Origin of the sequence: Myxococcus sp. AM011, from assembly GCF_013372595.1 — a bacterium.
Taxonomy (GTDB): domain Bacteria; phylum Myxococcota; class Myxococcia; order Myxococcales; family Myxococcaceae; genus Myxococcus; species Myxococcus eversor.
Map to the genome: position 1 here is coordinate 1 of NZ_JABXEM010000450.1, position 4,830 is coordinate 4,830.

General features: G+C 68.9%; 4 protein-coding genes. All 4 read left to right on the forward strand.

Annotated elements, in window-relative coordinates; genetic code table 11:
- Positions 1 to 1,160: GTPase (locus HUW62_RS45795; RefSeq protein ID WP_176438027.1), on the forward strand; the 1,160-nt coding region annotated here is incomplete at its 5' end.
- Positions 1,161 to 1,164: 4 nt separating this feature from the next.
- Positions 1,165 to 1,845 (forward strand): RNA methyltransferase, encoded by a 681-nt coding sequence (locus HUW62_RS45800; protein ID WP_176438028.1) that lies wholly within the window; start codon positions 1,165 to 1,167, stop codon positions 1,843 to 1,845.
- Between the two features lie 77 nt (positions 1,846 to 1,922).
- Positions 1,923 to 2,813 carry an outer membrane lipoprotein carrier protein LolA gene (locus HUW62_RS45805; protein WP_176438029.1) on the forward strand — a complete coding sequence of 297 codons (891 nt, stop codon included), beginning with the start codon at positions 1,923 to 1,925 and terminating at the stop codon, positions 2,811 to 2,813.
- Between the two features lie 10 nt (positions 2,814 to 2,823).
- Positions 2,824 to 4,629, forward strand: a complete 1,806-nt coding sequence (locus HUW62_RS45810) for a hypothetical protein (protein ID WP_240356731.1) — start codon at positions 2,824 to 2,826, stop codon at positions 4,627 to 4,629.
- Positions 4,630 to 4,830: the final 201 nt, after the last annotated feature.

Below are 4,830 nucleotides of genomic sequence, written 5' to 3' on the forward strand. Positions count from 1 at the left end.
GGCTGGGCAACATGAACTTCGCGACCTCGACGCGGCAGACGCCGCGCTTCGCCCAGGATGGGACGAAGGGCGATGAAGTCACGCTGCGGCTGGAGCTGAAGCTGCTGGCGGACGTGGGCCTCCTGGGCTTCCCCAACGCGGGCAAGAGCACGTTCATCTCGCGGGTGAGCCGGGCCCGGCCGAAGATCGCCGACTACCCCTTCACCACGCTGGTCCCCAACCTGGGCATGGTCCAGTACAAGGACGACCTGTCCTTCGTGATGGCGGACATCCCCGGCATCATCGAGGGCGCCAGCGAGGGCGTGGGCCTGGGGCACCAGTTCCTGCGCCACGTCGAGCGCTGCAAGGTGCTGATCCACCTCATCGACATGGGGGCGGAGGGCGAGGGCCGCGAGCCGCTGCACGACTTCGACGTGCTCAACCGCGAGCTGGCGAAGTACAGCACGGAGCTGGCGAGCCGGCCGCAGGTGGTCGCCGCCAACAAGCTGGACCTGCCGGACGCGCAGGCCCGTCTGGACACCTTCCGCGAGGCGCTGCGTGAGCGCGGCATCCGCGTGTATCCGGTGTCCTGCGTGACGGGCGAGGGCATGCCGGCGCTGATGGACTCGGTGGCGGAGGTGCTGTTCACCGGTCGCACCGAGAAGCTGCACGTCGAGGCTCCGCCCCGAGCAAAGGGCGCGAGCAAGAAGTCCGTGGCCAAGGCCGCGATCGCCAAGGTGCGCGAGGCCCTCTCCGAGGGCGCCGCCGCCGTGGTGAAGGCGACCGCCGCGAAGCTGGGGCGGGCGAAGGGCGCTGCTGTGAAGAGTGCTCCCACGAAGCAAGGCAGTGCGAAGGGAGCTCATGTGAAGACGACTCTGGTGAAGCAGGCCGCGGTGGCGAAGGCGGCGACGAAGGCTCCGGCGAAGAAGGCCGCCGTGGCGAAGAAGTCAGTGGCCGCGAAGAAGGCCCCCGCGAAGAAGGCCGCCGTGGCGAAGAAGTCGGTGGGCGTGAAGAAGGGCGCCGCGACGAAGAAGGCCGCTGCCGCGAAGAAGGCTCCGGCGAAGAAGGCCGCTGCCGCGAAGAAGGCTCCGGCGAAGGTCCTGGCGAAGAAGGGCACCGCGCCGAAGCGGTCCACGGCCGCGAAGAAGCCCGCGTCGCGCAAGTCAGGCGGAAGGGGCTGAGACGATGGCTGGCGGCGGTCCTCGGTACGAGCGCGTCGAGAAGGACAAGTTGGATCCGGAGCAGTTCCTTCTCGATGTGCGCAAGGAGAAGATCGACCGCGTCGTCAGCCAGCGTACGCGCAACTTCGTGGTGGTCCTGGACCGGCTGGAGGACAGCTTCAACATGGCCGCGGTGCTTCGCACCTGCGAGTCCATGGGGGTCCAGGAAGTCCACGTCGTCATCAACCCGGAGGCACCCTTCCTGCCGAACTCGAGGGTGGCTCAGGGCTGCGACAAGTGGCTGGACGTGAAGCTCTACAAGTCCTTCGCCGAGTGTCGGGAGCACCTGAAGTCGCGGGGTTTCAAGCTGTATGCCTCGGCCATCCGCGACGGCGCGACGAGCCTGTACACGCTGCGCTTCGACGAGAAGGTGGCCATCGTCCTCGGCAACGAGCGCTACGGGGTGAGCGACGACGTGCTCAACGCCGTGGACGGGACGTTCTGGATTCCGATGCGAGGCTTCAGCCAGAGCCTCAACATCTCCGCCGCCGCCTCGGCCTGCGTCAGCCGGGCGATTGCCTGGCGGGATGAGCACCTGGCGGGAGGGTCCGGAGACCTGCCGCCGGAAGAGGCGCAGGCGCTGCGTGAGCGCTTCTACGTGCTGGCCATCAAACAGAGGAAGCGGCTGTTCAAGAAGCAGCCGTGAATGCCGGCCCCCCGGGGGGCGTCGGGATGGGTTAGATGGACGCCGTGGGCCTACCTGGCCCCCTGGAGACGCACGCCATGTTCCTGGAAACCCTGCTCGCCACGCTCCTGTCCTCGCAAGCCGTGCCCGCCGCGCAGGCCGTCCCCGCGCAGCCCGTCCTGGTGGCCCAGGGCGCTCCGGCCGGTGCTGGAAAGCCCCTGGTGACGCCTCCCACGGGCGCGACGAAGGCTCCCGCCGCGCAGGGCGTGAATCCGGTGACTCCCGCTCCCACCGCGAAGCCCCCCGCCGTCGAGTCGGGCAAGACGGCTGTCGCGGCGCCCCAGGCGAGCGCTTCGGATGCGAAGCCCGTGGTGAAGACGGCTCCGCCGATGACGCCCGAGGTGAAGACCCTGGTGGACCGGATGCAGGCCTTCTACGAGAAGACCGGCGACTTCAAGGCGGGCTTCCGACAGGACTACAAGTACAAGACCTTCAAGCGCACGCAGACGTCCGAGGGGGTCGTCACCTACAAGAAGCCCGGGCTGATGCGGTGGGAGTACCAGAAGCCCTCCGTGCGCACCTTCGTCCTGGCCGGCAACAAAGTGTACATGTACGACCCGCCGGCCCAGTCGCTCACGGTGGCGAGCATGGACACCAGCCAGCTCTCCGCCTCGGTGACGTTCCTCTTCGGACAGGGGAAGCTCGCGGATGAGTTCGCCATCAGCAAGGGGGCCTGCAAGGACTGCAAGGGCACGTTGCTGGTGCTGGATCCGCTGAAGGTGGAGCCCCGCTTCAAGCAGGTGAGGCTGGAGGTGGACCCCGCGACGGCGCAGGTGCTGAAGAGCACGGTGGTGGATCCGGACGGCAGCGAGAACGCCATCTCCTTCCTGGACCTGAAGACGAACGTGGGCATCTCCGCGGACAGCTTCAAGATGGATGTGCCGGACGACACTCGCGTGGATGACTTCACCAAGCAGAAGAAGCAGTAACCTGTGCGCCGTGCGCGGCGCGTTCCTGCTCTGGGTGGGTTTGAGTGTGGTGGGGGCCGGGTGTCACCGAGAGGTGGCGTCCGGCCCTTCACGTTCCGAAGGACTGACAGGGCGGACGCTGCCGCTGCTGGCCTCGCCGGCGCTGCGCCTCACCGTCGCGGGGAAGCTGGGGGCGCGCGTCGTCCCTGTGGTGCTGGATGTGGCGCGGCCCCTGTCGATGGTGTCCCAGGCGTGCTTCGACGGAGGCGCGCCCGCACCCGAAGGCACCGTGCGCGCGCCCGAAATCGCGGGAGGCTTCCGGGCCTGGCCAGTGGTGGCGTTGCCTGTGCTCACGGTGGGAGGAGCTACGGTGCCGCTGCGCACCGCGGGGCTGTCCGGGGAGAAGCCCTGCTCGGTCACGCTGGGCTCGGACGTGCTGGAGCCGTATGCGCTCACGGTGGACCCGCTGCGGCGAGAGGTGACGTTCACCGCGTCGCGTTCGCGTGAGGCGCAGCCGACGGCGGAGGTGGCGGCTCCGGATGCCGCGCGGGAGGTGCACCGCGTGGAGTTGAGCCGCGAGCCAGTGGGTGACTGGCCGCTGTTGGCGGTGCGGGTGACTCAAGGAGAGGCGGAGCTCACCGGCCCCTTTGTCCTCGCCACGAGAGAGCCCTTCTCGCGCATCGCGGTGGCGCCCGCAGAGGCGCAGGGGCTCCAGCCGTTGGAGACGGCAGCGCATCTGCCACCGCGCACCTTCGCGGTGGATTCGATGGACGTGGCGGAGGGCGTGGGCGCGCGGCCTCTCGTGGTGGAGGCCGCGGGACGATGGGACTCGCCGAGCAGCCTGGGTCGGTTGGGGCCGGACGTGTGGGGACGCTTCACCGCGACGCTGGATGCGAAGGGCGGGGTGCTGGTGCTGCGGCGTCCGCGAGTCCGTGCAGCGGATGCGACTGAAGTGGGCTCGGTGTCATCGCTACGGGCGGGGAGGGCGGAGGGACCCGATGCGGCTGCCGCTTCACCACGGTCCACGGAGACAGAAGGCCCAGGAGGAATGGGGGCGAGTGCATCCTTGACGCGTCCTGCGGCGACAGTGGGTGCCGCACCAGTGCTTTCGGGGAGTATTGCCTCGCCTCCGTCACGCTCCACGACATCCCCTGCTACGACTGCCGGCACTGCACCGAAGGCTTCTGGCATCGCTTCACCTTCGTCACAGCCACCAGCACTGCCCACGGCGCCTGCGGGCCCCTCGGCGCAGTCTCCAGGTGACTCCTCGACTCCTCCGCAGTCCTCGTCGGAGCCGCCACGCTCGGCGACTCCGAGCCCCGTCGTGAAGCGACAGCAGTGCACCGATGCACACGGCGTCTTCAGCGAAGAGGCCTGCTACGGCCTGCACGTGCGCAAGGAGCCCGAGGGCGGCATCTCCGTGGTGGGTGCGGTGTTCCGAGATCTGCCTGAAGGCGGGCGCCTGCACCTTGAACCAGTAGGCCCGGACGGTCAGCGGTTGGAGTCCGGGTGCGGAATCGGCCTGAGCTTCCCGGCCACCAGTCGAGGCCTCACGACTCAGCACCGCCTGCCCTGGCCGTCGCTCGCACAAGCCCTGCCCGTGTGCCACGCGGCGCTCGTTCAAGCGCGAGGCTTCACCCTGGCGCTCTTCGAGGAAGGCAGTCAGCCCGAGTGCCCCACGGCGTGCGCCTTCGTCACTGAGACGTCCTCACGTCGCACGGTGTGCGAGTGCCAGCCCACGCCACTGGGAGAAGGTGTCGCCGCGCCGTCCCGCAAGGCCCCTTCCCGCGAGCCACCGCGCGAGGAGCGCGAGCTGGAACCCGAAGATCCCCGGTAGCTCCAGCGCTCCCCACCTGGCGGTTCAACACCCAGCCAGGGTCCACCGACGAACTCCCGGGCCGCGCTCACGACTGTTGCGAGGCGAGCTGGTTGATGGACGAGCAATCCGCCTGGTTGATGGGCATCACCGAGCGCGAGCGTGAGCGAGCGCGCTCGGAGATGGGAGCGGCCTACTGATTGGCGGAGTCGGTGTCGAGCA